At 67.4% G+C, this 25,545-nt stretch carries 20 protein-coding genes and 1 pseudogene; 5 read left to right on the plus strand and 16 right to left on the minus strand.

Annotated elements, in window-relative coordinates; genetic code table 11:
* Window positions 1-153: 153 nt before the first annotated feature.
* Entirely contained in the window at window positions 154-393 is a 240-nt protein-coding gene (gene rpsU, locus RMO01_RS05000; protein WP_298161710.1) for a 30S ribosomal protein S21, read from the plus strand.
* A 255-nt stretch (window positions 394-648) separates the two neighbouring features.
* On the opposite strand, the gene RMO01_RS05005 is transcribed toward rpsU, so the two are convergent.
* The 7 genes and pseudogenes from RMO01_RS05005 to RMO01_RS05030 all read right to left on the minus strand — a co-directional run bounded on the left by RMO01_RS05005 (window position 649) and on the right by RMO01_RS05030 (window position 9,174).
* Window positions 649-2,034: an ABC transporter permease gene (locus RMO01_RS05005; RefSeq protein ID WP_309627940.1), complete on the minus strand. Its 1,386-nt coding sequence runs from the start codon at window positions 2,032-2,034 to the stop codon at window positions 649-651.
* The gene (locus RMO01_RS05010; RefSeq protein ID WP_309627941.1) at window positions 2,031-2,996 is read right to left on the minus strand and encodes an ABC transporter ATP-binding protein; all 966 of its coding nucleotides are present in this window, start codon (window positions 2,994-2,996) and stop codon (window positions 2,031-2,033) included. The genes RMO01_RS05005 and RMO01_RS05010 overlap by 4 nt, the downstream gene beginning before the upstream one ends.
* A gap of 68 nt (window positions 2,997-3,064) precedes the next feature.
* On the minus strand, window positions 3,065-3,673 hold the full coding sequence (locus RMO01_RS05015) for a M23 family metallopeptidase (protein ID WP_309627942.1): 609 nt from the start codon (window positions 3,671-3,673) through the stop codon (window positions 3,065-3,067).
* A 216-nt stretch (window positions 3,674-3,889) separates the two neighbouring features.
* Window positions 3,890-5,695 carry an SGNH/GDSL hydrolase family protein gene (locus RMO01_RS05020; RefSeq protein ID WP_309627943.1) on the minus strand — a complete coding sequence of 602 codons (1,806 nt, stop codon included), beginning with the start codon at window positions 5,693-5,695 and terminating at the stop codon, window positions 3,890-3,892.
* 91 nt (window positions 5,696-5,786) lie between these two features.
* Window positions 5,787-7,016 carry a phosphoglycerate dehydrogenase gene (serA, locus tag RMO01_RS18075; protein ID WP_409013048.1) on the minus strand — a complete coding sequence of 410 codons (1,230 nt, stop codon included), beginning with the start codon at window positions 7,014-7,016 and terminating at the stop codon, window positions 5,787-5,789.
* A gap of 135 nt (window positions 7,017-7,151) precedes the next feature.
* Window positions 7,152-7,679 (minus strand): annotated as a pseudogene (locus RMO01_RS18080) (HAD family hydrolase); the annotation flags it as partial.
* 49 nt (window positions 7,680-7,728) lie between these two features.
* Window positions 7,729-9,174 (minus strand): SDR family oxidoreductase, encoded by a 1,446-nt coding sequence (locus RMO01_RS05030; protein ID WP_309627945.1) that lies wholly within the window; start codon window positions 9,172-9,174, stop codon window positions 7,729-7,731.
* 170 nt (window positions 9,175-9,344) lie between these two features.
* Here RMO01_RS05030 and RMO01_RS05035 point away from each other — a divergent pair, with 170 nt between their 5' ends.
* Window positions 9,345-10,280, plus strand: a complete 936-nt coding sequence (locus tag RMO01_RS05035; RefSeq protein WP_309627946.1) for an Hsp33 family molecular chaperone — start codon at window positions 9,345-9,347, stop codon at window positions 10,278-10,280.
* Here the strand turns inward: RMO01_RS05035 and RMO01_RS05040 are convergent.
* A complete protein-coding gene (locus RMO01_RS05040; RefSeq protein WP_309627947.1) occupies window positions 10,274-12,076 on the minus strand; it encodes a gamma-glutamyltransferase family protein in 1,803 nt (600 codons plus the stop codon). The two genes, RMO01_RS05035 and RMO01_RS05040, sit on opposite strands and share 7 nt — an antisense overlap.
* Window positions 12,077-12,247: 171 nt before the next feature.
* On the opposite strand from RMO01_RS05040, the gene RMO01_RS05045 reads away from it, so the two are divergent.
* Entirely contained in the window at window positions 12,248-13,129 is an 882-nt protein-coding gene (locus RMO01_RS05045; protein ID WP_309627948.1) for a bile acid:sodium symporter family protein, read from the plus strand.
* On the opposite strand, the gene phoB is transcribed toward RMO01_RS05045, so the two are convergent.
* The 6 genes from phoB to RMO01_RS05075 form a co-directional block, all read right to left on the minus strand.
* On the minus strand, window positions 13,105-13,794 hold the full coding sequence (gene phoB, locus RMO01_RS05050) for a phosphate regulon transcriptional regulator PhoB (protein ID WP_309627949.1): 690 nt from the start codon (window positions 13,792-13,794) through the stop codon (window positions 13,105-13,107). The genes RMO01_RS05045 and phoB overlap by 25 nt on opposite strands.
* A 13-nt stretch (window positions 13,795-13,807) precedes the next feature.
* The gene (gene phoU, locus RMO01_RS05055) at window positions 13,808-14,554 is read right to left on the minus strand and encodes a phosphate signaling complex protein PhoU (protein ID WP_309627950.1); all 747 of its coding nucleotides are present in this window, start codon (window positions 14,552-14,554) and stop codon (window positions 13,808-13,810) included.
* Window positions 14,551-15,519, minus strand: a complete 969-nt coding sequence (pstB, locus tag RMO01_RS05060) for a phosphate ABC transporter ATP-binding protein PstB (protein WP_309627951.1) — start codon at window positions 15,517-15,519, stop codon at window positions 14,551-14,553. Before pstB ends, phoU begins: the two co-directional genes overlap by 4 nt.
* A gap of 4 nt (window positions 15,520-15,523) precedes the next feature.
* The gene (pstA, locus tag RMO01_RS05065; RefSeq protein ID WP_409013046.1) at window positions 15,524-16,837 is read right to left on the minus strand and encodes a phosphate ABC transporter permease PstA; all 1,314 of its coding nucleotides are present in this window, start codon (window positions 16,835-16,837) and stop codon (window positions 15,524-15,526) included.
* The gene (pstC, locus tag RMO01_RS05070; RefSeq protein ID WP_309627952.1) at window positions 16,830-18,272 is read right to left on the minus strand and encodes a phosphate ABC transporter permease subunit PstC; all 1,443 of its coding nucleotides are present in this window, start codon (window positions 18,270-18,272) and stop codon (window positions 16,830-16,832) included. Before pstC ends, pstA begins: the two co-directional genes overlap by 8 nt.
* Window positions 18,273-18,419: 147 nt before the next feature.
* Complete coding sequence (locus tag RMO01_RS05075) at window positions 18,420-19,820, minus strand: ATP-binding protein (protein WP_309627953.1); 1,401 nt, start codon at window positions 19,818-19,820, stop codon at window positions 18,420-18,422.
* 177 nt (window positions 19,821-19,997) lie between these two features.
* Here RMO01_RS05075 and RMO01_RS05080 point away from each other — a divergent pair, with 177 nt between their 5' ends.
* A complete protein-coding gene (locus RMO01_RS05080; protein WP_309627954.1) occupies window positions 19,998-22,289 on the plus strand; it encodes an ATP-binding protein in 2,292 nt (763 codons plus the stop codon).
* Between the two features lie 101 nt (window positions 22,290-22,390).
* Here RMO01_RS05080 and RMO01_RS05085 read toward each other — a convergent pair whose 3' ends face one another.
* Window positions 22,391-22,609, minus strand: a complete 219-nt coding sequence (locus tag RMO01_RS05085) for a hypothetical protein (protein WP_309627955.1) — start codon at window positions 22,607-22,609, stop codon at window positions 22,391-22,393.
* Between the two features lie 20 nt (window positions 22,610-22,629).
* Window positions 22,630-23,910: an isocitrate lyase gene (aceA, locus tag RMO01_RS05090; protein WP_309627956.1), complete on the minus strand. Its 1,281-nt coding sequence runs from the start codon at window positions 23,908-23,910 to the stop codon at window positions 22,630-22,632.
* Between the two features lie 161 nt (window positions 23,911-24,071).
* Here aceA and RMO01_RS05095 point away from each other — a divergent pair, with 161 nt between their 5' ends.
* Window positions 24,072-25,499, plus strand: a complete 1,428-nt coding sequence (locus RMO01_RS05095; RefSeq protein ID WP_309627957.1) for a short-chain fatty acyl-CoA regulator family protein — start codon at window positions 24,072-24,074, stop codon at window positions 25,497-25,499.
* Window positions 25,500-25,545 lie beyond the last annotated feature (46 nt).

Consider the following 25,545-nt stretch of genomic DNA (forward strand, 5'->3'; position numbering starts at 1 on the left):
CGAGCGTCACGGAAGCGCCGCGACGATCTGGACAGGGGGCGAGGCTTGGTGTATCCGCACGCCTTCGCTCGCCGGGCTGTCGCCCGCGAGAACCGATTTTATTTGTCTGCCCGCCTCTCAAGGACGCGGCGGGCGGCCAAAGGAGAGTTCAACCTGGTACAGATTTTCGTTCGCGATAATAACGTCGATCAAGCGCTCAAAGCCCTCAAGAAGAAGATGCAACGCGAAGGCAGCTTCCGTGAAATGAAGCGCCACGTGCATTACGAGAAGCCCTCGGAGAAGCGCGCCCGCCAGAAGGCCGAGGCCGTTCGTCGCGCCCGCAAGCTGGCCCGCAAGCGCATGCAGCGCGAAGGTCTGCTGCCGCCTCCGAAGCCCCGCGTCCCGCGCGCCTAAAGGCCGCGACGCAGGTCCAGATTTCAAAGGCCGCCCCGGGAAACCGGGGCGGCCTTTTTCTTTGTCTCCTCCCTATGCGCGAAGCCGCATGGGGAGGTGGCTCATCGCGCTCAGCGATGAGACGGAGGGGCGAGGTAACGGTTGAAGTGAGGGAATCGGCGCCCCATCGGAGACACGGTGTCGCCCCCTCCGTCTCGAAGCTGATCGCTTCGAGCCACCTCCCCATCGGCCTTCGCCGACAGGGAGGAGACGACGTTACCGCCCCCCGCCGCTGATCGCCTGGCCGAAGCTCTTCCAGCTCAGCTTCACGTCCGACAGGGCCCCCGCCCGGAATGCCCGTCCAGCCAGCCACACCATCAGCAAGGCCACGGCGAACATCCCTGCCATCGTGCCGATGATTTCGATCATGGGCGGCCCCGACGGCGCGCGGGCGCTCATAAGGAAGGGGGTGAAGAACGGCACCCAGGACAGGAACTTCACCGCCGGCGCGTCGGGGTTCACCAGAGCCATCTGGACGACCAGCAGCGGCACGACGAGCACCATCATGATCGGCCCCATCAGGGTCTGGGCGTCGCGCGGCGTCTCGCAGAAGGCCCCGATGGCCGCGAACAGCACCGCGTACATCAGATAGCCGCCGACGATATAGCCGATGAAGTAGAAGATCAGCCCGTTGGTCATCAGCACCGCGGCCACATCTCCGGCCACCGACGGCGCCGCCGTGATCAGGCCCACGGCCCCGATCCCGCCCCAGACGACCAGCACCGACAGGGTCAGCATCGCCACCCCCAGCACCTTTCCGGCCAGGATCTCGGTCGCCGAGGCTGACGACAGCAAGACCTCCAGGATCTTGTTCGACTTCTCCTCCATCACGCTGTTCAGCAGGATCGAGGCGCCCGTGATGATCAGCGACCACAGGATGAAGCTGAAGGCCAGGCCGATGATGCCGGGTAGCCGGTCCTTGAACGACACCTCGCCGCCGCTGGCCGAGCGCGGCGAGAAGACGTTGATCTCGGGCCGGAAGGCGTCGACCCGTTCGACCACAGCCGCATCGATCCCGGCCTCGCGCAGGACGGTGTCGCGGTTCTCGTCCCGCAGGGCCCGGCGCACGAAGTCCTCGACCGTGTCGTCGGTCGCTCGCGCGGCCCAGACCCGGGCCGCCGGCCCCTCGGGCGTGCGGGTCAGGAAGACGACGGCGTCCAGCCGCTGTTCCTTGGGCGTTGCGTCGGTCAGATAGCGACGGACGACCGCGTCCTGGGCAGGCCCCGGTGCGGCAGTGGACAGATCGGCCGGCGCATCGATGAACCGCACGCGCGCCCGGGTCATGGAAGCGATCGCGCTTTCCGCGGCCCCGGGAGGCGCTCCGGAAGATCTGGCGGCCTTCTCGGCGGCTTCGCGAGCGCGCTCGGCCTGACGTTGGGTGTCGGCGTCCAGGACGTTCTTCACGGCGGCGGCCAGACCGGTCGCGGCCGGGCCCTCCTCGATCAGGACGACCGCACGCACGGGATCGGCCCCACGCATCAACAGAGGCACGGCGCCGCCCAGCACCGCGAAGATCGGGAAGGCCAGAAGCGACAGCCAGAAACCAACTGTCTTGGCATAGGCCAGGAACTCGCGCTGGGCGATCAGCAGGATACGGTTCATCGGGCGACCTCCGTGTTGGTGGCAGGTCGGGCCACGCTCTGGTCCTGATCGGGATGGTCGCCGGTCAGGTCGATGAACGCGTCATGCAGGGTCGGCTCCTTGAGCTCGAACCGGCGCACGTCCAGCCCGCTGATGAAGGCGGTCTTCAACGCCTCCTGTCCCCCTGCCCCGCTGGCCAGAGCGCCCTTCAGAACGCGAACGCCGCCCAGATCGGACACGACCTCGACGCCAGTCACGCCGGGCAAGGCCGCCACGGCCTCGGCCGAAATCTCGCCTTCCAGTTCCAGGAAGCGGCGCGAGGTCGCACGCGCCTCGGTCACCGTGCCGTCGAACGCCTTGCGACCGCGCGCCATCAGCACGACCTGGTCGCACAGCCGTTCGGCGTGCTGCATGACGTGGGTCGAGAACAGCACAGTGGCCCCATTGGCCGCCAGGTCGCGGATTACCGTCTCCAGCCCCTGCTGGTTGACGGGATCAAGGCCCGAGAACGGCTCATCCAGGATCACGAACTCCGGCCGGTGCACGACCGAGGCGATCAGCTGGACCTTCTGCGCCATCCCCTTGGACAGCTCCTTCATCTTCTTTTTCTGGGATGCGCCGAGACCCTGGGCCTCCAGCATCTCGCGGGCGCGGCGCTTGCCCTCGCGCGTCGGCAGGCCCTTCAACGAGCCGAAGAAGGCGATCGCCTCGACGGGTGTCATCTTCTTGTAGAGGCCGCGCTCCTCCGGGAGGAAGCCGATCCGGTCGCGCACCTTGCGCCCGTCGGAGGCGCCCAGGATGTCGATCGCGCCCGCCGATGCCGACTGCAGACCCAGGATCATGCGGATAGTCGAGGTCTTGCCCGCCCCGTTGGGCCCCAGGAAGCCGCAGATGGCCCCTTTCCGGACCTGAAAACTCAGGTCCTTCACCGCCTGAAAGTCGCCGTAGCGCTTGCTCACGCCGTCGAGCGTCAAGGCCGCCATACTCATCCCCCGTCAAATACAGACCCAGAGGTAGCAAAGGACGCTTTACATGGGAAACGGATTCGACGTCAGTTGGCGACGATGACCTGGAAGGTTTCGCCGACGACGCGGGACGGGTTCACCTGCGTCCCGCCGCGACGGACTTCGAAATGCAGGTGCGGACCGGTGGAGTAGCCCGTGGAACCGACCAGGCCGATCCGCTCGCCGGCCCGCACGTGGTCGCCTGACGCCACGTCGATGCGGCTCAGGTGGGCATACAGGGTGGTCATCCCGTTCGGATGGCGCATCTCGATGAAGTTGCCGTAGCCCTCGGGCTGGCGACCGATGCGGACGATCTCGCCCTCGGCGGCCGAATAGACACTGGTGCCCTGCGGGGCAGCGATATCAACGCCCTTGTGCATCCGTGCGCCGCGCTCACCGCCCAGCCGGCGCATGCCGAAGCGGGAATTGATGGCGAAGCCGCGAACCGGTTCCTCGAACGTCATCGGACGGGTCAGAGGGCCCGCCGGCTCCGCCACGGCCCGGACGGGCGGCAGCTCCGGCAGGGCGACGGTCTGAATCCGGGGTTCCCGATCCGCAGGCGCCATGGCCATGGCCATGACGGCGACGCCGATGAGGGCGGCGGTCTGGCCGGAGTGGGTCACAAAGGCACGGGCGGTCGGAAACAGTCGGCGCATGAAGTCGTCGGCTCGGTGGCGCTTTTCGAAAGCAATGGACGCCTGTGGGCGCGGGTCCAGGACCAGCGCGCGCTTCGGCGAACGGCCGTATCGACAATTCCTGGGGCGACTTTGGGGCGGGCCGGGCGACAGGGCGTCGCACCCCGGGAACCGGACAAACGAAAGCGCGCCGGCCGCCGGGGCCGACGCGCTTCGCCGCAGGCCTGAAGCCGTCGCTTAAAGCGGCAGGGTCACGGTGATGCCGCCCATGTGGCTGTCGGCGCGGTCGCCGAAGCGCCCGCGATAGCCGATCTCGACCTCGAGCGGACCCAGGTCGCCGCTCAGCCCGGCCGAGGCCAGGACCGAACCGCCGAACGGATCATCGAAACGACGCGACAGGACCTGGGCGGGGTTGCCCGCGATCCCGACCCGCACGGCGTCGGAACTGTCGTCGAGGCTGTCGCGATAGCCGCCCTCGACGAAGACGGCGAAGCCGCCCATGTCGCCCTCGGCCCGCAGCACGGCTTCGGCGGTGATGCCCTTCACGGTGCGGTCGCGGTACTGATAGGACGCGGCCACGCCCTGTTCGACATAGCCGTCCACTCCGGAGTTTCCGTAGGTCACGGCGACGCGCGGCGAAATGGCGATCCCGCCCGCATCGAACCACATCCCGCCCTGCAGACGCGCGCCGGAGCTGACGCCCCGGGTCGTTCCCGTCTGGACGATCGGCGCCAGGGCGCTGACCCGTTCGATGTCGTTGTAGTCGTCGCTGGCGAAGCCGGCGGCGACGGTGATGAACGTGGCATTCGACCGCCAGCCTGCGGCGACATCGACCGCCAGGGTCTGCAGCTGGAAGCTGGTCGGGCCGGCGACGACGTCGGCATTGCGGTAGCTGCCGGTCAGGCCGAACCGCAGGGTTTCGGTGCCCGACTCCAGCGTCATCTGGGCGCCGTAGCCATCGGATTCGGCCGAAGACACCGTGCCGCGAGCATCGGTCTCGGAGCGATCGTAAAGTCCGCCGATCGAGATCGATGTCCCGGCGGTCCAGGCCGCGCGGCCCGACATCCGTCCGGTGGCCGCATCCAGGGCGTCCTCGCGGTGACGATAGGCCGTCTCGCCCTGCAGGGTCGAACCGGCGGCCCGGTCGCCGTAGTACAGGTAATCGCCGGCCAGAGTGGCGACGAGCCGGTGCCCGGCGGCGGTGGGGTGGACGCCGTCGAAATACAGATAGGTGTCCGGATTGGCGCAGACCGTCACCCCGTTGAAACAGGCTTCCGTCACATTGGTCAGGCCGAAGCGACCCGGGTTGGCGGCCAGGGTGTCAGAGACCTTGGCCAGGTCGAACAGAATGATGTTGGAGCCGGGCCGGGCTGCGGCGGTCGCCATCAGGGCCGTCTGCAGGCCGCTGTTGAAGGTGGAACCCGCGTAGTCGGCCAGGGGCGAGGCCGGCGAGGTGCGGAACTGGGGCGTGATGCCCAGCCGCGGCAGGTTGGTCACCAGGATGGTCCCCGCTCCGCGACTGGCGATGTCATTGACCAGGAAATTCATGTCCGCCACAGCGGCGTTCAGGGTCGGCGTAATCGCAGCCGCCGGGCTGGCGGAGGCGCCTGCGGCCGGCAAGGCCTGGAAGATGTTGTTGGCGCCGCCGAGGACGCTGACCAGGTCATTGGCGCCGAACGTCCCGCCGCGGCCGAGATAGGTCGTCAGCTGCTGGCGCATTCCGGGGGGGAAGGCGACATTGTTGTCGGTCCGCGACCCGCCGTAGGCGAAGTTGATGCTGCCGGTGACCGCCCCGTTGAAGTTCACCGCATTGAACCCCAGCAGTTCGGTGAACACCCGCCCATTCGAGAACCGGCCCTGGAAATAGGGCGGCGACGGCGGCTGGGTCCCGCCCGAGGCCAGGAACAGGTTGCCGTTGTCGCTCAACGAGTCGCCGAAGACCACCAGACGGCCGTAGGATTGTGCCGAGGCGGCGGTGGCGAGCGCGGCGGATGCGGCGAGCGTCAGCGCAGCCAGGGCTGCGCCGCGAAGATAGCGTGACATGGTCTTCCTCCCTCGGTCGTCGATTTCGCGACCGTTGGACGACAGTCTGCGCCCGTTTTACGGGAGCGCAAGATGCCGCTAGGGAAGGTTCCTAGTGCAGAAGGCGGAAGCGAAGCGTTCCGGCCACACTCTTCAGGACACGGAGCGCCTGAGGGTCGTAGTCGCGGTCCACGTCCATAATGACGTAGCCGGTCTTTTCGTCGGTCTTCAGGTGCTGGCCGAGAATGTTCAACCCGGCCGCCGACAGCTCGCGATTCAGCTCGGCCAGGACGCCCGGCTGGTTTCGGTGGATGTGCAGGATGCGGTGGCCGCCCGAGACCTCGGCCAGCTGCACGTTGGGCAGGTTGACGCAGAAGGTGGTGTCGCCGCGGTTCAGATAGCCCAGCAGGCGCTCGGCCGCGAACTCGGCGATTGCTTCCTGCGCCTCTTCGGTCGAGCCGCCGATGTGCGGGGTCAGGATGACGTTCTTCAGACCCATCAGCGGGCTGTCGAACGGATCGGCGTTGGTGCGCGGCTCCTCGGGGAAGACGTCCAGCGCCGCCCCGCCGATCCGGCCCGAACCGATGGCCTGGGCCAGCGCGCCGACATTGACGACATGACCGCGCGACAGGTTCAGGAACAGGGTTCCCGGCCGCATCATCTGGAACTCGGATGCGCCGATCAGATTGGTGTTTTCGCGCCGCCCGTCGACGTGCAGAGTGACCACATCGGCCTCGGCCAGAAGCGCGTCCAGCGACCGCATCCGCTTCGCATTGCCCAGCGCCAGCCGTTCCGAAAGGTCATGGAAGATGACCCGCATGCCCAGCGCCTCGGCCAGCACGGACAGCTGCGATCCGATGGCGCCGTAACCCACGATGCCCAGCGTCTTGCCGCGCAGTTCGCGGGACCCGTCGGCCGACTTGTTCCACCGGCCCTCGTGCATCGCCGCCGACTTGTCGACCACGTCGCGCATCAGGGTGATGGTCAGGCCGATGGCCAGTTCGACGACGCTGCGGGTGTTCGAATAGGGGGCGTTGAAAACCGCGACGCCCCGTGCGGCGCAGGCGTCCAGATCGATCTGGTTCGTGCCGATGCAGAAGGCCGCGACCGCCAGAAGACGATCCGCCGCCTCCAGCACCGCCTCGGTCACATTCGTCTTGGAGCGGATGCCGAGGACATGAACGCCCTTGATCTTCTCGATCAGGTCCGCCTCGTCCAAAGCCCCCTTCATCGTCTCGACGGAGTATCCCGCCTCCTCCAGCCGCTCGACGGCGGCGGGGTGGATGTTCTCCAGCAGCAGCATGCGGATACGGCTGCGTGGATAGGACCAGCGCCCGGCCAGTCCCTCGGCATGCAGCAATTCGTCGATCGATTTCGCCTCGCCGTCCGCCACGGCCACGACCTTGTCGCGCCGCGCGATCTCGGTGAAGGCGTAGAACCGGTCGGCCGCCCCGCCCAGCTTGACCTCTGCGTCGTTCCAGCCGTCGCCGACCATGACCACCGGCCCCGTGAGCCCCAGCGTCTTGATCACCGTCGGCTTGCCGTTCTCGTGCGACAGCGGATTGACGTCGTCCACGCCCGTCACCACCCCGTCTGCGTCGTAGATCAGGTCATTGCAGATCACCCGGTCCGGCGACACGCCCAGCCGTTCTGCGACCGGCGCGATCACCTCGCGGAAGCCGCCCGACAGGATAATGATGTTGGCCGCGTTCTCGTTGAAGAATCGCAGGTTCCGCCGCACCGACGGTGTGCCCTCCTCCAGGATGCGGTCAGCCAGCGTCTGAACATGCGCCCTGGTGAGCGGCAGCAGGGCCAGCCGCGCCCGCAATGACTCGCCGAAATCGACCTCTCCCGCCATGGCCCGGTCGGTAAGCGAGGCGATCTGCCCGCGGATCGAGGCGGCATCGCCATGCCCCTGAAGGGCTATATCTGCGAGGGCTTCGAGGGTTTCGATGCGCACAAGCGTCGAATCGAAGTCGAAAATCAGCGTCGGAGCGGCGGTCATGCCCCTCTTTCGCCGACCTTCGCAGTCGCAGCAACGGGTTTGTGGGTCTTTAGAGGCCCGTCAGGCGACGCACGCGGCTGTCCGGTCGCCGGCTTTCGAGAGCTGCGGCCCCGATGGCCGCCGCGATGGTCGCCACGGCCAGCAGGACACCGCCCTCACGAGCGTGATCCTTGGCGTAGCGACCGGCGTCACCGGCATAGCGTCGCGCCTGGTGGCCAGCTTGATCCGCATAGCGCCGGGCGTCACGTGCATACTTTTGCCGCCGCTTGTCCGAAACGGCCCGCTGGCCGCGCTTCAGCAGCTTCTTCGCCTGATGACGCGCGTCGTCGCCCAGGTCGCCGGCGCGGTCACTGACGTCTTCCGCACGCTCGGTCAGGCCGCGCGAGATGTCCTCGAACCGGTGCCGCAGGGCCTCCGCGTCGATCCAGCCACGCGGATCGAACCGGTCGCGCAGTTCATCGAACCGGCGTGGACCTGTCCGCTGCGTCAACAGATAGGTCACGAGCGCCGCCGTCGCGACCAGCGCGATGGAGCCTGCGGTGTAGCCGGGGTGCTTGCGAACTTCGGCCAGGGCGCTGAACTGTCGGACCATGGGATAATGAACCTCTTCGTCGAGGCCGTCATCGGTCGGGTCATAGAGCCCGTCGTCATACGGCTGATAGGCGGAACCCCTGTCCCGCATGAGGACAGGAGCGAACCGGGCGAAAAGTGGTTCCGCCAGGCCTGGCAGCAGGGCGTAGAAAGACGCTATGACGCGCCCTCCCCCGCCGACGGTGATTTCCCGGATCGGATGGGAGGCGCACCACAGGACGGTGTCCGCCACGACGTGGGCGGCATAGACAGGTTGCGGGTTCTGCACCGCATAGCCTGTCAGGTTACGAGCGTGCTTCGGATAAGGCGTATCCACCGCTGCGGGCTTGACCAGACTGACGGCGACCGGTGCGCCCTCGCGCATAAGCTCCATGCGGAAGGCGTTGGTGAACCCCTTCACCGCGTGCTTCGACGCCGAATAGACGCCCTGCACCGGCATGGGGGCGTCACCGAGGACCGAGCCGACGTTGACGATGGCGCCGCCGTCCGGTCGCGCGCGCAGATGTTCGGCCGCCACCAGCGACCCGTTCACCACGCCCCAGTAGTTGGTCTCGAACAGCTGGTGCTGATCCTCCAGCGTCGTCTCGCGGATCGAGCCGTAAATCGAGACGCCGGCATTGTTTACCCAGGTGTCGAAGCCGCCGAACAGCCGTCGGCACTTGTCCGCCGCCTCGGCCAGGGCCTCATAGTCGGCGACGTCGGCGACGGCGTAGGCGACGCGCCCCCCCTCTTGCTGAAGTTCCTCGACCAGCGCCCGCAGGTCGCCCTCGCCACGCGCGATCAGGAAGACACAGGCCCCGGCCTTGGCCGCCCGACGTGCGGTGGCCAGACCAATGCCGGAGGTGGCGCCGGTGATGACGATGGCCTGTTGGCTGACGGGTTTCAGGTTCGGCTTGGCGGGCATGGGCGAGGCTTTCGTCGGTATCGGCTTCGAAACGGGCGGGCCGTGCGCCCGGTTGCGACAGATAGCACGCCAACGCGCCCGCGCGAGCCAACAGGCGGTCGCCCTTACCAACCGGCCTCGCGTTTCCTATCTTGCACCGTTCTCGACATCCTCCCCTTCAAGGACTCGCCGTGACCGATCACGAGCCCGCAGCCGTTTCCGCGCCGACGGACAATCTCGCCGCCGCCTTCCAGATCGAGGGCTGGCCCGTGCGTGGCCGCCTGGTCCGTCTCGGCGACGCCATAGACAAGATTCTGTCGGCCCATGCCTATCCGGAGCCGGTCGCAGCCCTCTTGGGCGAGGCCTGCGCGCTCGCGGCCCTGGTCGGGTCGGCGCTGAAGTTCGAAGGCCGGCTGATCGTCCAGGCCCAGGGCGACGGGCCGGTCCGCTACGTCGTCGCCGACTATGACACCGAGGGTCACCTGCGCGGCTACTGCCGCTTCGACGAAGACGAGGTCGCCGCCGCCTCCTCCGGATTCGCGCGCCCGGGCGCCCGCACCCTGCTGGGCCAGGGCGTCTTCGTCATGACCCTGGATCGCGGCCCCGACTTCGAACGGACCCAGGGCATCACGCCGATCGAGGGCGAGAGCCTGTCGTTGGCCGCCGAACACTATTTCGTCCAGTCCGAGCAGATCCCGACCAAGGTCCGTCTCGCCGTCGGCTCCGTCACCGACGAGACCGGCACGACCTGGCGCGCCGGCGGCGCCCTGATCCAGCTTATCGCCGCCGACGACGCACGCGGCTCGACCGAAGAGGTGTGGGACCGCACCCGCGCCCTGTTCCAGACGCTCGGAGACGACGAGTTGGTCGATCCGACGATCACGCCGGAGATCCTGCTGTTCCGCCTGTTCCACGAGGACGGCGTGCGGCTGGAGGACGCCCGCGCCCTGAAGGCCCAGTGCCGTTGCTCCGCCGACCGCATCGGCGCTGTCCTGTCCTCCTTCGGGCCGGAAGAACGCGCGGACATGGTCGAACCCGACGGCAAGATCCACGTCACCTGCGAATACTGCGGCACGCTCTACAGGCTGGAGCCTGACGTCGTGGATGCCCAGGCCGAGGTTCAATAAGCCAGCGCGATCCCGTCCTTTCGCATCTCGGTCGCCGCGCCATAGGTCCAGCGCCCTTCCCCGTTGTTCTGGCGCACGACGTTCTGATAGCCGCCGAAGCCGCCGTTCGTCGGGCCAAGCACCCAGCCTTTGGCCTCCAGCCCCGCCCGTGTCGCCTGCGGTACGCCGTTCTCCAGATGCAGCACGCCAACGCCCTCAGCCGCCTGGCCCGTCGGTTCGGATGAGCCCTCGTGCTGCCAGCGCGGGCTGTCTCCCGCCTCCTGCGGCTCCAGACCATAGTCGACCATGTTGATGATGATCTGGGCCTGGCCCTGAGGCTGCATGCCGCCCCCCATGACCCCAAACGCCATCCACGGCTCCCCGTCCTTGCAGGCGAAGCCGGGGATGATCGTGTGGAACGGCCGCTTGCCCGGCGCATAGACGTTCGGGTGACCGTCGGTCAGGGCGAAGAGCTCGCCCCGGTCCTGGAACATGAATCCCAGCGGCCGCTCGCCGTCGTCGGGGGCCAGTCCCGACCCCATGCCGCGATAGTTGGACTGGATCCAGCTGACCATCATTCCGTCCCTGTCGGCGACGCTGAAATAGGTCGTGTCGCCCTGGGTCGGGGCGTCGCCCGGGAAGGCGCGGTCCATGACCCGGTCCGGCCGGATCAGTCGCGCCCGCTCGGCGGCATAGGCTTTGGAGTTCAGCCGTTCGACCGGCGTCCGCGAGAACCGCTCATCGGCGAACCATCTGGCCCGATCCTCGAACGCCAGCCGCTTGGCCTCCGCCTGATGGTGGATCGAGGCGGCCGACTGGAAGCCCATCTCCTTCAGGTCAAACTGCTCGCAGATGTTCAGGATCTGGTTGGTCGACAGGCCCTGTGTGTTCGGTCCCAGCCCATAGACATCGACCCCGCGATAGTCGGTGCGGATCGGCTCGACCCATTCGGTGCGATGCGCCGCCAGGTCCGCGCGGGTCATCCAGCCGCCGATCCGCCGGAAATACCGCTCCATCTGTTCGGCCAGTTCCCCCTCGTAGAAGGCGTCGCGCCCGCCCTCGGCGATCAGCCTCAGGGTGCGACCCAGATGGGGGTTGGCGAAGACCTCGCCGACGCGCGGCGTCCGCCCGCCCGGCGCATAGACGGTCTTGCGGTTGTCGTTCTCCTCGATGCCGCCGGCCCGGTCGAACCCGGCCATGTTCCGTTCCAGGTACCAGGCGATGGTCTGGGGCATGGGCACGCCCTGTTCGCACAGCTCGGCGACCGGGATCAGCACGTCCTTCCACGGCAGCTTGCCGTAGCGCTGGTGCGCGCTCCACCAGGTATCGACCGTGCCCGGCACATTGACCGTCACCGCTCCATAGCGCGGCAGATGGCCGTCCACGGTCCGGCTCCGCGCCGTCTCCAGCGACAGGCCGAGCGGACTGTTGCCGGAGCCGTTGAAGCCGACCACCTTCCGCTGCGCCGGATCCCACAGCATGCAGAAGGCGTCGCCGCCGATGCCGTTGGCGGTTGGCTCCAGGAAGCCCAGGGCGGCGTTGATGGCGATGGCGGCGTCGATGGCCGAGCCCCCGCGCCTCAGGGTGTCGATCCCGATCAGGGTCGCCGTCGGATGCGCCGTCGCCGCCGCGCCGTTCGTGCCCCAGACCGTCGACCGCCCCGCGAACGGCGCGCCCGTGATCCGGTCGCCCATGGTCACGTCGGCGAAGGGGTTCCCGGGCGAAGTCTGGATGACCGGTCGCGCGGCGGCAGGCGCCCCGGCCGTCGCCATCAGCGCCCCGGCGGGCAGGGTCGACAGGAAGGTACGGCGGCGCATGGGCGAAACTCCCGGAAATCTGAGGTCGGGACCGTAACGGTTTCAGGGGCGGAGGAAAGGGTTCGAACCGGCACCTGCATGGTTCGATGCGACGCGCCGTCTCTTGGTGTCGCAGGCGGGACATGACAGGCTCGGACCGAAGGCGCGAGACAGCGCTCGGGGGATACGCTCATGGGATCAGCCATCACCGTCATCGGGCTGCCGATCGCGCTGGGGATCATCATGTTCGGCCTGGGGCTCAGCCTCACGACCGGTGATTTCGTTCGCATCGGACGCCGGCCCAAGGCGGTGACCATCGCCCTCGCCTGCCAGCTGATTCTCCTGCCTTTGATCTGTTTCGGCCTCGTAATGGCCTTCCGTCTGCCGCCCGTCCTCGCGGTTGGCATGATGCTGCTGGCGGCCTCGCCGGGCGGCACCACGGCCAACCTCTACAGCCATCTGTTCCGGGGCGACGTGGCCCTGAACATCAGTCTGACGGCCATCAATTCGGTCGTCGCCGTCATCACCCTGCCGATCGTGGTCAACCTGTCGCTGGCGTATTTCGATCCGGGCGGCGGTCAGGTCGGGTTGCAGCTGAAGAAGACCGTCGAGGTCTTCCTGATCGTGCTCGGCCCCGTGGCCCTGGGCATGTTGGTGCGGAATTTCAGGCCTGCATTCGCGGCGGCCATGGACAAGCCCGTGCGCATCGCCTCGGTCGTGATCCTGACCCTGGTCATCATCGGCGCCGTCGCCGCCCAGATCGACATCCTGACGCAGCATTTCGCCGCCATCGCCGGGGTTGTCATCACCTTCTGTGTGGTCAGCCTCGGCATCGGCTTCCTTGTTCCCCGCTGGCTGAACGTCGACCGGCCGCAGTCGATCGCCAGCGCCTTCGAGGTCGGCCTGCACAACGCCACCCTGGCCATCGTCATCGCCCAGTCGGTGCTCAGGAACCCAGACATGTCGATGCCGGCCGCCGTCTACGGCGTACTGATGTTCCCCTTGGCGGCGGTCTTCGGGGTGCTGATCACGCGCGGATCAGCGAAGGGTCAGCCTTCCAGATCCAGCGAATAGCCCGCCGACCTCACGGTGCGGATCGGGTTGGCGCTGTCGTCGACGTTCAGGGCCTTGCGCAGACGGCCGACGTGGACGTCCACGGTGCGGGCCTCGACATAGACGTCCGAGCCCCAGACGGCGTCCAGCAGCTGTTCGCGGCTGAACACCCGACCCGGATGACGCATGAAATGGTCCAGCAGGCGGAACTCGGTCGGGCCCAGATGGACCTCCTTGCCCGAACGCTTCACCCGGTGGGCGACGCGGTCGATGACGATGTCGCCGTGACCCACGCGGTCGTCGGCCAGACCCGGTCGGATGCGGCGCAGCACCGCCCGGATGCGCGCGATCAGCTCGGTCATCGAGAAGGGCTTGGTCAGATAGTCGTCGGCGCCGGTGTCGAGGCCGCGCACCCGGTCCGATTCCTCGCCCCGCGCGGTGAGCATGATGACGGGCAGGTTGCGCGTCTCCGGCCGCCCGCGAATACGCCGGCAGACCTCGATGCCGGACACCTTGGGCAGCATCCAGTCGAGCAGGACCAGATCCGGCTGACGCTCGTCGATCTGGACCAGGCCCTCCTCCCCGTCGGCAGCGACGACGACGTCGTAGCCCTCCTTTTCGAGGTTGTACTGAAGCAGGGTCGCCAGCGCGTCCTCGTCTTCCATCACCAGGATATAGGGCTGCACTCAGGTCTCTCCGTCAGGTCGTCGTCGCGGGGGGCGGTGTGGGCAGGTGCCCCGAATCCGCATCCCAGTCGCCCGGCGTGGGCGTCCAGCGCGGGCGTTCGCCGGTCATTTCGTCACCGGTGATCTCGTAATGGATGACCTCGGCGATGTTCGTCGCGTGGTCGCCGATCCGCTCCAGGTTCTTGGCCATGAACAGCAGATGAGTGCAGGCGCTGATCGTGCGCGGGTCGCCCATCATGTAGGTCAGCAGCTCGCGGAACAGGGCGTTGTAATGCTCGTCGACCTCGTCGTCGGAGGCCCAGACCGCCATGGCCCGGTCGATCTCGGAGGCCGTATAGGCGTCCAGCACGTCGCGCAGCCGCATCGACACCAGCTTGCCCATCCGCTCGATCGAGCGGGTCAGGGGCTGCATCGGCTCGGTTTCGGCCAGGCTCAGGGCGCGCTTGGCGATGTTTTTGGCCAGGTCGCCGGTGCGCTCCAGATCGACCGAAAGCTTCATGGCGGCCAGGGTCTTGCGCAGGTCCGACGCCACCGGCTGACGCAGGGCGATCAGGCGGATCGCCTTCTTCTCGATGTCGCGATGCATGGCGTCGACCTTGGCGTCGCGCTCCACCACCGCCCGCGCCAGGGCGATGTCGCGGCGTGCGACCGACTCGACCGCGTCCGCCACCTGGGCCTCGGCGAGACCGCCCATGCGGGCAACCTCGGCGGTCAGCTGGTTCAGTTCGTCGCCGTAGGCCTTGACCGTGTGCTGGTTCAACCGAAGCGTCCCGTGATGTAGTCCAGCGTGCGCCGTTCGCGGGGATTCGTGAAGATTTCCTCGGTATTGCCGTGCTCGACCAGGCGGCCGAGATGGAAGAAGGCGGTGCGCTGCGACACCCGGGCCGCCTGGGCCATCGAGTGGGTGACGATGACGATGCAATAGCGCTCGCGCAGTTCGTCGATCAGTTCCTCGATCCGGGCCGTGGCGATCGGGTCCAGCGCCGAGCAGGGCTCGTCCATCAGGATGACTTCAGGGTTCACCGCGATAGCGCGCGCGATGACCAGACGCTGCTGCTGGCCGCCCGACAGGCCGGTGCCGGCCGAATGCAGACGATCGGCGACCTCGTCCCACAGACCGGCCTTCTTCAAGGAGCTCTCGACGACGCCGTCGAGTTCGGCTTTCGACGTCGTCAGGCCATGGATTTTGGGACCATAGGCGACGTTTTCGTAGATTGTCTTCGGGAAGGGGTTCGGCTTCTGGAACACCATCCCGACCTGGGCGCGCAGCAACACGGGATCCACCGCCCTGGCGTTGATATCCTGACCGTCCATCAGGATGCTGCCGGTCACGCGGCAGCCCTGGATGGTGTCGTTCATTCGGTTCATCGTGCGCAGGAAGGTCGACTTGCCGCAGCCCGACGGGCCAATGAAGGCCGTGACCGTCTTGTCCGGGATATCTAGCGAGACGTCGTACAGCGCCTGTTTGTCGCCGTAGAACACCGAGACGTCGCGGGCCGCGATCTTGGTCGGACCGGCGGGGCCCGACGGAGATTTGACCTCGGGCACGCGACCGGCCAGGCCGCCCGCCGTTTCCGGCTGCGGGGACAGGACGGATTCGTCACGACGCTCGCCGTCCAGAGGCTCTGTCCTGGCGCCGGGCACAACCTGACCGCCCATCAGCGGGGTGTCGCTCGAGCTGCCGCCCTCGTTGCCGTCGGGGCTGCGGAAGAAGGGAAATTTCATTGACTTACCACCGACGTTCGAAGCGCCGACGCAGCAGGATCGCGGCGGCGTTCATGACGATCATGAAGGCGAGGAGAACCAGGATGGCCGCAGCCGTCCGCTCGTGGAACGCGCGCTCCGAAGCGTTCTCCCAGATGTAGACCAGAGACGGCAGGGCTCCGGCCGGCTCGTCGATCGCGCCGGGAATACCCGGCACGAAACTGACCATGCCGATCAGCAACAGCGGCGCGGTTTCGCCCAGGGCGTGGGCCATGGAGATGATGGTGCCCGTCATCACGCCCGGCATGGCCAGCGGCAGGACGTGGTGAAACACCGTCTGGGTGCGACTGGCGCCCATGGCCAGAGCGGCTTCGCGGATCGAGGGCGGCACGGCCTTCAGCGCCGAGCGGGTGGCGATGATGATGGTCGGAAGCGCCATCAGGGCCAGCACCAGACCGCCGACCAGCGGCGAGGATCGCGGCAGATGCATCCAGTTGATGAACAGGGCCACGCCCAGGAGGCCGTAGACGATCGACGGCACGGCCGCGAGATTGTTGATGTTGACCTCGATCAGGTCGGTGATCCGGCCCTTCCTGGAAAACTCCTCCAGATAGACAGCCGCGCCGACGCCCAGCGGAATGGCGATCAGGGCCGTGACGAGAAGCATCAGGGCCGAGCCGACGACGGCGCCGAGAACACCCGCGAGCTCAGGCTCCGTCGAGTCGCCGTTGGTGAACAGTTGAGCGTTGAAGGTCGTCGAGACGTGCCCGTCGCGTTTCAAGCCGTCAAGCCAGGCCATCTGCTCGTCGCTGACGCGGCGCTGGTCGGCGGCCGTCTCGCGGGTGATCTCGCCCTTGTAGTAGAGGTCCGCCTCGTCCGAGACAGGTGCGGTGATCTCGATCGTCCGCCCGATCAACGACGGGTCGTTGCGGATCAGGTCGGCGGCGCGGAATTTCAACTCAGAAGACAGCAGCGCGCGATAGGCCGTCGCCTTCGTGCCTTGCGCGTCATCGGTTTCGCTGAGCCGCGCCAGCTGTTGCTGCGCAACCATCTGCTGGAAGTTCGTGCCCTGCGGATAGGCGCGGTCGATGCGCGCGGGGTCCATGTAGATCTGGACGGTCATCTGGTTGGCGTAGAAGGCCGTGTGGCCCTGTTCGATGATCCGGCCGAGCAGCAGCAGCAGGAAGCCGATCGCCACCGAGACGGCCAGGATTCCATACAGCTTGAAGCGCCCCTCACGGGCATAGCGCTTCTTGAGCCCACGCTGCAGCCGTGCGGCGCGGGCGGGGTCCTCGGCCGCCAGGCGGGCCCACATCTTGTCGGCTCCAGTGTCAGTCATACTGTTCCCGATAGGTCTGGACGATCCGCTGGGCCACGATGTTGAGCAGCAACGTCACGAGGAACAGCGTCAGACCGAGGCCGAACGCGGCAAGCGTCTTCGGACTGTCGAACTCCTGGTCCCCCGTCAGCAGGGTCACGATCTGGACGGTCACCGTGGTCACGGTGTCGAGCGGGTTCAGGGTCAGGTTCGCGGCGAGGCCGGCGGCCATGGTCACGATCATGGTCTCGCCGATGGCCCGCGACATGGCCAGCAAGAGCGCGCCTGCGATGCCCGGCAGGGCGGCGGGCAAAAGCACCCGCTTTACCGTCTCGGACTTTGTCGCGCCCATGGCGTAGGAGCCGTCGCGCAGCGACTGCGGCACGGCGTTGATGATGTCGTCGGACAGGGATGACACGAAGGGGATCAGCATGATCCCCATGACGGCGCCGGCGACGAGGGCCATCTGGTTCTGGACCAGCAGCAGGTACTGCCCCAGTCCGTCGAGCGGCCCGCCGACCAACATCGCGCCGATGCCGTTGAAGAATTCGCGGAAGGCAGGGCCCACCGTCAGGGCGGCGAAGAAGCCGTAGACCACGGTCGGAACGCCGGCGAGGATCTCAAGCACAGGCTTGACGATCCCGCGCGACAGCGCGCTGGCGTACTCCGACAGATAGATGGCCGAGAACAACCCGACGGGCGCCGCCACCACCATGGCGATCAGCATGATCAGGAAGGTGCCGGCGAACAGCGGCACGGCCCCGAAGGCGCCGGACGAACCGACCTGATCGGCGCGGATTGCGATCTGCGGGCTCCACTGGGTCCCGAACAGGAACTCGGTCACCGGCACGGCCTGGAAGAAGCGAAGCGAGTCCCATAGCAGGGAGAAGACAATGCCGACCGTCGTGAGGATGGCGACAGCGGAACAGGCGAACAACAGGCCGCCGATCCAGCCCTCAACCCGATTGCGTGCCCGCAGGGTCGGCCGGATTTGCGTCCAGGCGAACAGGCCGCCCATCACCGCCGCCAGGATCGCCGCGACCACACCGCCCAAGGTCAGGGTCTGGTGGATCCGGGCGGAACGCGCCGCTTCCTTCGGCAGGGCCTCTCCAAGTTCGCCCGGCCAGACCTGGAAGGCCCGCTGGCCCTCTCCGGTCAGGCGCGCGTCATTGAAAAAGGCTTCGCGACGGAACTGCTCAAGCTCCTGGACCGCCGGGGGCGCGCCGGCCGCCAGCAGGTTGTGTGCGACGGGCCCCGAGAACACGCCTGCGAGGATCGTCACGACCAGCGCGGGCACGGCGACCCAGATGAGGGCGTAGTAGCCGTGCTGCTCAGGGCGAGAGTGTGCGTGCTGGCGGCCGTCCAGGGCCGCAGCGCGACGCTGCGCCTGACCGCGCCCGGCCAGATAGGCGAGCACGGCGAATACCGCCACGAGAGGAAGAACAAGCCAGATCATCAGGCCCCGGAGCGCACACGCCAGAATCAGAACGTGCGCGGAAGTCCGGGCCCGTCTCGGCGCGGAACCTGCCCTCGGATGGTCAGCGGATTACGACGGCTGGATGACAGTTCTGCAACGCCGTAAACGACCGATGTTTTTCAACCGTCAAGCTGGCTCGGATGCACTCGCCGACGCGGTCGCCATCGGGAAGTAGACGTTGAACAGCGACCCGTCGCCCGGCGCGCTTTCGACCGTCATTCCGCCACGGTGGCGATTGACGATGTGTTTGACGATCGCCAGACCGAGGCCCGTTCCCGGCCGTTCGCCGCTTTTCTGACCCTCGACGCGATAGAACCGCTCTGTCAGCCGCGGCAGATGTTCTCGCGCCATGCCCGGGCCGTAGTCACGCACTGTCACCACGACATAGCGCACGCCGGTCTCCCGGTCGGGCGTCAACAGCGACAGCCGCGTCGCGCCCGGCACTCGGGCGCCTGCCGCCGTCTCGACATCCAGCCCATGGCGCACCGTCAGGTCGATCGTGCCGCCGACCGGAGAATATTTGATCGCGTTGTCTGTCAGGTTCTGGATCACCTGAACGATCTCATCGCGGTCGCCGATAATGCGCGCATCGCCGGGCTGGACGTCCAGCAAGACGGTCACGCCCTTGTCCTGGGACAACACGCTGACCGCATCGACGACGTCGGAGGCCGCGCGAGGCAGATCGACCTTCCCGGATGGCGGGATGTGTTCGTTCAGCTCGATCCGGCTCAGCGACAGCAGGTCCGCGACCAGCCGCCCCATCCGGTCCGCCTGGGCCGCCATGATGTCGAGGAACTTGTCGCGCGCCTTGGGGTCGTCTTTCGCGTGGCCCTTCAGGGTCTCGATGAAACCGCTCAGCGAGGCCAGGGGCGTGCGCAATTCGTGGCTGGCATTGGCCAGGAAGTCGACGCGCATCAGCTCCATCCGCCGCACATCCGTCTCGTCGCGCAGGCCCAGCAAGGCCATGGTCGTGCCGCCCGGCGACGGTAGCGGTCGCACCCAGGCCTTCCAGTGCCGGGTCCTCGCGCCCGCGGCGTTATAGTCCGTCGTCCGGCTGACCCCGCCGAACAGGGCCTCGTCAACCGCTTCCAGCACATTCGGATCCCGCACGGCCGAGACCAGCAGCGCCCCTTCCCGCTGGATCCGCAGCAGATCGCGGGCGGCGCGATTGGCCAGCACGATGCGGCGGCCGGCGATGTCGTCGGCCTCCCCGCCGCTGACGATCATGACCGGATCGTCCAGCGCCTCGAACACGCTGTCCAGCAGCCCGGCATCCTCAGTCGCGGACAGGCTGGCGCCGGCGACAACCGCCGAGCCCTCGTCCGCGACCTTCCGCGGCGCTCTCAGTCCCATCAGGGTCATGAAACCGGTGACCGCAGCCCCAGCGAGCAGCCATGGCGCAGCTTCGGGTCGTACCGACGCCAGAGCCAGCATGATGATCACGGCGACGCCGCCAGTGGCGCCATTGGTCCAGAGCCTGGAGGTGGCGAGCGGGGCGACGGGGGACGGAGACTCGTCGAACGGCATGGGGTCGTCACGCCTCCTGTCCGACGCGCGGGCCGTCCGACGTCTCCCTGTTTCCCTAGAACGAGACACGCCGAAAAGGCGAGCGGATTCGAGCCCCCTAAGCCGCGTCCGGGCCATAGGCCTGTTTTTTTACCTATGGCGTTCAAAGTGATCGCGAATGTCGGGGAAGACGCGCCTTTGAACTGGATAGTCCACTGCCTGGTGGTGCAGCACGACTGGCGGCTCACGCTGCTGGCGGCGACCGTCTGCGTGGTCGGTCTGGCCACCAGCATCACCCTGATCGGCATGGCCCGCAACAGCGCCCCTCGCGTGCGCGTGATCTACGGGGCGACCGCAGGTCTGGTCGGCGGCCTGGCCGTCTGGGCGACCCACTTCCTGGCTATGCTGGGCTACCGGTCAGACGCCCTGATCCGCTACGCTGCGGGCGAGACCCTGCTGTCGCTGGGCATCGTCATCATTGGCATGATCCTCGGCGTCGCGGTCGCCCTGAGCGGCGGCTCGCGACCGATCCGAGGCCTGGCTGCGGCTCTGGCGGCGACCAGCGTGGCGGCGATGCATTTAGTCGGCATGGCCGCGATGCGGATCGAGGGCGGCGCCCTCGCTTGGAACTATGGCGTCGTAGCCATGGCCGTGGGGCTGAGCGTCGCGCTCGCCCTCTGCACCGCGCTCTGGGTCAAACGTGACGGTTGGTGGCGCATCCCCGCCAATACGACCTTCGCGGTCCTAAGCGTCGTCGCCCTGCATTTCGGGGGCATGTCAGCGATAATCATCACGCCTGACCCCGCCTCCACTCTTTCGGCCAGCCTGATCCCGGAGTCAGCCCTCCTGCTTTGGGTTGTCGGCGGCGCCACCCTTGTCGTGGTCATCGCCTCCATCGTCACGAGTCTGGGCCTGTGGGGTCGTTCCAGTGCGCTGAACCACCTGCGGGAAGCCATCGACACCATGCCGGACGGGCTTGGCTTCTACGACGCCGACGATCGCCTGCTGATCTGGAACGCCCGCTATGCGGAGGTGAACCCCGAGGTCACAAGCGCCCTGGCCGTCGGCGTGCGCTTCCGCGACATGCTACAGCTGGGCATCGACAACGGCCTGTATGAGGATGCCGTCGGTCGCGAACAGGACTGGATCGAGGAGCGTCTGGCCGCCCGTGGCCGCCTGTCGAACACCATGGAGCAACAGATCGCCGGCGACCGCTGGCTGCGTGTTCAGGATCGCCGCACCTCAAACGGCGGCATCGTCACCGTCGTCAACGACATCACCGATCTGAAGCGGGACGCCAAATCGCTGGCGGAGGCGCGGGACGCCTCGGAGGCGGCGAACCGGGCGAAGTCCGAGTTCCTGGCGAACATGAGCCATGAAATCCGGACGCCACTCAACGGCGTCATCGGCCTGACCCAGGCCCTGGCCCGCACCGATCTGGCGCCGGATCAGCGCGAGATGCTGGATCTGATCCAGTCGTCCGGCCACACGCTCCAGACCCTGCTCAGCGACATCCTCGACCTGGCGCGAGTCGAATCCGGTCGTCTGGAGATCGCTGACGAGGTGTTCGACCTGTCGCGCGCAGTCAACGACGCGGCACAGCTGTACCGGGAGCCAGCCTCCGACAAGGGCCTGCAGTTCTTCGTCGAGATCGAGCCGGAAGCCGCTGTCTGGGTCCGCGGCGACGTGGTGAGGGTGAAGCAGATTCTGACCAACCTCGTCTCCAACGCCGTCAAGTTCACTACCACCGGTTTCGTCAGCCTGACCGCCTGTGTCGGCAAGGACCGCGCCGGCGCGCCGATCATGCGGTTCACGGTCGAAGACACGGGCGTGGGATTCGACGCCGCAGCCAAGGCGCGCCTGTTCACCCGTTTCGAACAGGCCGACGGCACCATCACCCGCCGTTTCGGAGGCACCGGTCTGGGCCTGGCCATCTGCCGTCAGCTGGCGGACATGATGGGTGGCGAACTGGACTGCGAGAGCGAACCCGGCGGCGGATCAGCCTTCATTCTGACCCTGCCGCTGGTCGTGGCCGAGGCCCCGGCCGCGCCCGTGGAGGTTGCCGCAACGACCCATGACGCGTCGGAGGGTCGTCTGCGCGTCCTCGTCGCCGACGATCACCCCACCAATCGCAAGGTGGTCGAACTGATCCTGTCACAGGCGCCGATCGATCTGGTTCAGGCCGAAAACGGCGCCGAGGCTCTTGAAGCCTGCCGTACCCAGGCCTTCGACATGGTCCTGATGGACATGCAGATGCCGGTGATGGACGGCCTGACCGCTGTGCGCGAAATCCGTCTGCACGAGCTGGCCATGGGCCGGGCACGCGCACCGATCGTCATGCTGACGGCCAACGCCCTGCCAGACCATGTCGCGGCGGCCAAGGCGGCCGGGGCCGACCGGCACCTGGCCAAGCCCTTCGATGCCGCCGAACTGCTGGCGCTGGTGGCCGAGCTCGGTGGTGAGAACCGGCAAAAAGCTGCGGCGGCGTGAACGGCAAAAATTCGGCGACGTGAACCGCCGACACCGCCAATTCAGGCAGCGCTGAACAGCAAAAGCCGCCGACACTGCGAAGTGCCGGCGGCTCTGTTTTTCTACTCGTAGCCGTGGGCGGCTTCGTTGATCACCTGCGACGGCATCTGGCTGAAGTCGACCGTGGTCGGCGCCGAGGCGACGGCGAGCTTGGTCTGGTAGGTCTTGATCACATGCTCCAGTCGGCGACGGACCTCGCGTTCAGCTTCGGAGCCGGAGTCCAGCGCCAGGGGCGCCAGGCAGAAGTCGATGATAGCCTGGGGGCGGCTCAGCGGTTCCATATGCGTCTCTCCTCGGTGGGTTATTCGGCCGCGACGAACTGTGCGGTCTCGGTGGATTCCTTCATGGCGGTCGTCGAGGACTGCCCGTTGGAAATGACGGTGGCGACCTGGTCGAAGTATCCGGTGCCGACCTCGCGCTGGTGGCGGGTGGCGGTGTAGCCGGCGGCCTCGTTGGCGAACTCGCGCTGCTGCAGCTCGGAATAGGCGGCCATGCCGCGGTCGCGGTAGCCGTCGGCCAGTTCGAACATCGAGTTGTTCAGGGCGTGGAACCCGGCCAGGGTCACGAACTGGAACTTGTAGCCCATGGCCCCCAGCTCGCGCTGGAACTTGGCGATGGTGGCGTCGTCCAGCTTGGCCTTCCAGTTGAAGGAGGGCGAGCAATTGTAGGCCATCAGCTTGCCGGGATGCTCCTTCTGGACGGCTTCCGCGAACTTCTTGGCGTCCTCCAGCGAGGGATGTGACGTCTCCCACCACAGCAGGTCGGCGATCTTGGCGTAGGACAGGCCGCGCGCGATGCAGTGATCCAGGCCGGTGCCTTCCTTCAGGCGGAAGAAGCCCTCCGGCGTGCGGTTCTCGCGGTCGATGAAGGGGCGATCCCGCTCATCCACATCCGAGGTGATCAGCTGGGCGCTCTCGGCGTCGGTGCGGGCCACGGTGATCGTCGGCGTGCCCATGACGTCGGCGGCCAGACGCGCCGCGACCAGATTGCGGATATGGGCCTGGGTGGGGATCAGCACCTTGCCGCCCAGGTGGCCGCACTTCTTCTCCGAGGCCAGCTGGTCCTCGAAGTGGACGCCCGCGGCGCCCGCCTCGATGAAGGCCTTCATGATTTCGAAGCTGTTCAGGGGCCCGCCGAAGCCGGCCTCGGCATCGGCGACGATGGGGGCGAACCAGTCGCGTTTGGCGCCGCCCTCGGCATGCTCGATCTGGTCGGCGCGTTGCAGGGTGCGGTTGATGCGGCGGCACAGCTCGGGCGCGGCGTTGGCCGGATACAGGGACTGGTCAGGGTACATGGCGCCGGCCGTGTTGGCGTCGGCCGCGACCTGCCAGCCGGACAGATAGATGGCCTTCAGGCCCGCGCGAACCATCTGCATGGCCTGGTTGCCGGTCACGGCGCCCAGGGCGTTGATGTAAGGCTCGGAGTGCAGCAGCTCCCACAGGCGATTGGCGCCGCGCTCGGCCAGGGTGTGGGTGATCGGCACGGAGCCGCGCAGCTTCAGGACATCTTCCGGCGTGTAGGGGCGCTCGATGCCGTCGAAGCGGCCTTTGGGCGAAGGAACGAGATCGGCGAAGGTGGTCATGGCGCTCTGCTCAGGATCTGACCGGGGCGAACGTCGCCTCGGTTCGGTCAGCACAGAGACCACGCCGCTGTCATTTTTGATACATCGCCGGGCTATGAGTTCGTGTCATGTTGTCATATTGTGACTCTTGCATTCTGGTCATGATATGACATTCTGCGTCGATGGACGCCTCGGCCGATCGCAAACTGTTCCTCGGCGCCCGGCTCAAAAGGCTGCGGCGCGATCGCGGCCTGACCCAGACCGCCATGGCCGGAGACCTCGGCGTCTCGCCCAGCTATCTGAACCATATCGAACGGAACCAGCGCCCTGTCTCGGCTCAGCTGCTGCTGCGTCTCGCGGACACCTACGACGTCGACCTGCGCACCCTCGGCCAGTCCGGCGGCCCGGCGTCCGAGGCCGAACTGACCGAAGCCTTCGCCGACCCCGTCTTCCAGGGTCTGGCGGTTCCCCGCCACGAGATCATCCAGCTGGCCGAGGATCAGCCCGCCGCCGCCGATGCCCTGCTGCGCCTGTACCGCGCCTTCGCCGACCGCCGCACCCGGGACCGGGCCGAAACCGACGCCATGGGCGGCCGCGACGATGACAGCCCCGCCGACTGGGTCCGTGAATACGTCCAGGCCCGCCGCAACCACTTCCCCGAACTGGACGCCCTCGGCGAGGCCCTGTCGGACGCGATGGGTGCCGACACGCCCGGCGAGGCCTTCGAGACCCGCGCCCGTGCCCGGCTCCAGTCGCGCCACGGCCTGACCGTCCGCACCCTGCCCGCAGAGGTCATGGTCGAATGGACACGCCGCTACGATCCGCACCGCAAACGGCTGCTGCTGTCCGAGACCCTCGGCGCCTCGTCGCGCGCCTTCGCCGTGGCCTATCAGCTGGCCCTCGCGGAGAATGACGCCGAACTGACGGCCCTCGCCGATGCGGCAGCCACGCCCGATGAACCCACGCGGCGCCTGCTTAAGGTCTCCCTGACCAACACCCTCGCCGCCGCCATCCTGATGCCCTACGCGGCCTTCCAGCGCACGGCGGAAGAGACCGCCTACGACATGACGCGGCTTCAGGCCCGGTTCGGCGTCGGCTTCGAACAGGCTGCTCACCGGCTGACCACCCTGTCGCGGCCTACGGCGCGGGGCGTGCCCTTCTTTCTGATGCGGGTCGACCAGGCCGGCAACATCTCCAAACGCTTCGCCTCGGGCGCCTTTCCCTTCTCGCGCTTCGGCGGCGCCTGCCCGCGCTGGCGGCTGCACAGCGCCTTCCGCACGCCCGGCAAGATCATCACCCAGATCATCGAGACGCCCGACGGCGGCCGCTGGTTCACCCTCGCCCGCACCGTCGACCGTCAGGGCCATGACGCTTTCACCGAAGGCCAGGATCTGGCCATCGGCCTCGGCTGCGAGCTGAAACACGCCCACCGCCTGACCTACGCCCGCGGTCTCGACCTGACCGCGCCCGAAGTCACCCCCATCGGCCCCGCCTGCCGCCTGTGCCACCGCCACCCCTGCGCCGAACGCGCCGCCCCGCCGATGGACCGGGCGCTGGTGGTCGACGACTGGGCCAAGTCGGTGAGCCCGTATCCGTTCGCGGGAGGATGAGGCGGGTGATTTTCAGGCGCTATCCCCGGCCAGCCGCGCCGCTCGA

It is taken from the genome of Brevundimonas sp. (assembly GCF_031412435.1).
Taxonomy (GTDB): domain Bacteria; phylum Pseudomonadota; class Alphaproteobacteria; order Caulobacterales; family Caulobacteraceae; genus Brevundimonas.

Coding starts and splice junctions, on each gene's coding strand:
- RMO01_RS05005 (WP_309627940.1), bottom strand. CDS start 2,034: ATGAACCGTATCCTGCTGATCGCCCAGCGCGAGTTCCTGGCCTATGCC.
- RMO01_RS05010 (WP_309627941.1), bottom strand. CDS start 2,996: ATGGCGGCCTTGACGCTCGACGGCGTGAGCAAGCGCTACGGCGACTTT.
- RMO01_RS05015 (WP_309627942.1), bottom strand. CDS start 3,673: ATGCGCCGACTGTTTCCGACCGCCCGTGCCTTTGTGACCCACTCCGGC.
- RMO01_RS05020 (WP_309627943.1), bottom strand. CDS start 5,695: ATGTCACGCTATCTTCGCGGCGCAGCCCTGGCTGCGCTGACGCTCGCC.
- RMO01_RS05030 (WP_309627945.1), bottom strand. CDS start 9,174: ATGCCCGCCAAGCCGAACCTGAAACCCGTCAGCCAACAGGCCATCGTC.
- RMO01_RS05040 (WP_309627947.1), bottom strand. CDS start 12,076: ATGCGCCGCCGTACCTTCCTGTCGACCCTGCCCGCCGGGGCGCTGATG.
- RMO01_RS05045 (WP_309627948.1), top strand. CDS start 12,248: ATGGGATCAGCCATCACCGTCATCGGGCTGCCGATCGCGCTGGGGATC.
- pstB (WP_309627951.1), bottom strand. CDS start 15,519: ATGAAATTTCCCTTCTTCCGCAGCCCCGACGGCAACGAGGGCGGCAGC.
- pstA (WP_409013046.1), bottom strand. CDS start 16,837: ATGACTGACACTGGAGCCGACAAGATGTGGGCCCGCCTGGCGGCCGAG.
- pstC (WP_309627952.1), bottom strand. CDS start 18,272: ATGATCTGGCTTGTTCTTCCTCTCGTGGCGGTATTCGCCGTGCTCGCC.
- RMO01_RS05075 (WP_309627953.1), bottom strand. CDS start 19,820: ATGCCGTTCGACGAGTCTCCGTCCCCCGTCGCCCCGCTCGCCACCTCC.
- RMO01_RS05085 (WP_309627955.1), bottom strand. CDS start 22,609: ATGGAACCGCTGAGCCGCCCCCAGGCTATCATCGACTTCTGCCTGGCG.
- aceA (WP_309627956.1), bottom strand. CDS start 23,910: ATGACCACCTTCGCCGATCTCGTTCCTTCGCCCAAAGGCCGCTTCGAC.
- RMO01_RS05095 (WP_309627957.1), top strand. CDS start 24,072: ATGGACGCCTCGGCCGATCGCAAACTGTTCCTCGGCGCCCGGCTCAAA.